Below are 536 nucleotides of genomic sequence, written 5' to 3'. Positions count from 1 at the left end.
CCGATATGCTCGCCTTCCGGCAGCGGTTTTTCCGGGGTGACGGCCCATTTACCGTCTTCACCCACGATCGCGGTGCCGACCACTTCGTCGTCCACAATCAGCTTAACGGTATCGCCAGGTGTTGAACCTTCGCCACGGAACGTCGGCTGCGTATCATCCGTCGCGCCGCCGTTTTTAATCGGACCCACAACGGAACCGACGTCATCTTCCACGACGCCAATCACCGGTTTTTCCGGCACCACGACAAATTTAAAGTCGTCAGACGGGACGCTCTCGTTGCCCGCAGGATCGGTGATGATCACCTTCCCGGTGTGACTGCCTTCCGGCAGCGGTTTCTCAGGCGTGACTTCCCATTTACCGTCTTCGCCAACAATGCCGGTGCCCACGACTTTGTCGTCCACAATCAGCTTAACGGTGTCGCCCGGCGTGCCGCCTTCACCGCGGAATACCGGCTGTTTATCATCGGTATTATCGCCGTTATGAATCGGGCCAGTTTTCTCGCCAACGTCGTCTTCCACTTCGCCAATGACAGGTTT

At 57.5% G+C, this 536-nt stretch carries 1 protein-coding gene; it reads right to left on the bottom strand.

Features of this window, described 5'->3' with window-relative positions; translation table 11 throughout:
• A partial coding sequence (locus tag EKN83_RS23240) for an Ig-like domain-containing protein (RefSeq protein WP_260591356.1) occupies positions 1 to 536 on the bottom strand: 536 nt, incomplete at both ends.

Source organism: Enterobacter sp. WCHEn090032 (genome assembly GCF_003986875.1).
In the GTDB taxonomy this organism is placed as follows: Bacteria; Pseudomonadota; Gammaproteobacteria; order Enterobacterales; family Enterobacteriaceae; genus Enterobacter; species Enterobacter sichuanensis.
This window is presented reverse-complemented; position numbering and strand designations above follow the sequence as displayed.